This window comes from Streptomyces sp. NP160, from assembly GCF_006335115.1.
Classification (GTDB): Bacteria; Actinomycetota; Actinomycetes; order Actinomycetales; family Quadrisphaeraceae; genus Quadrisphaera.
Genome location: NZ_VDMJ01000176.1, coordinates 1 through 207 on the forward strand (window position 1 = coordinate 1; position 207 = coordinate 207).

The 207-nt window shown below is 62.8% G+C and carries 1 protein-coding gene; it reads left to right on the top strand.

Annotated features, from left to right (window positions below):
- Positions 1–20: 20 nt before the first annotated feature.
- Positions 21–207, top strand: a 187-nt coding sequence (locus FHN55_RS24545) for a phosphoenolpyruvate carboxykinase (GTP) (RefSeq protein WP_139714581.1), incomplete at its 3' end; no start/stop codon positions are given.

Consider the following 207-nt stretch of genomic DNA (forward strand, 5'->3'; position numbering starts at 1 on the left):
CACAAAGGATGGCCGATCCAATGACTACGACTGACATCGAGACTATCGGCGGCACGACGCACAAGGGCCTTGCCGCCTGGGTTGCCGAGGTCGCCGAGATGACCACCCCCGACCGCATCCAGTGGGTGACGGGTTCGGACGAGGAGTGGAAGCAGATCACGGACAAGCTCGTCGAGACGGGCACGTTCACGCGCCTCAACGAGGACA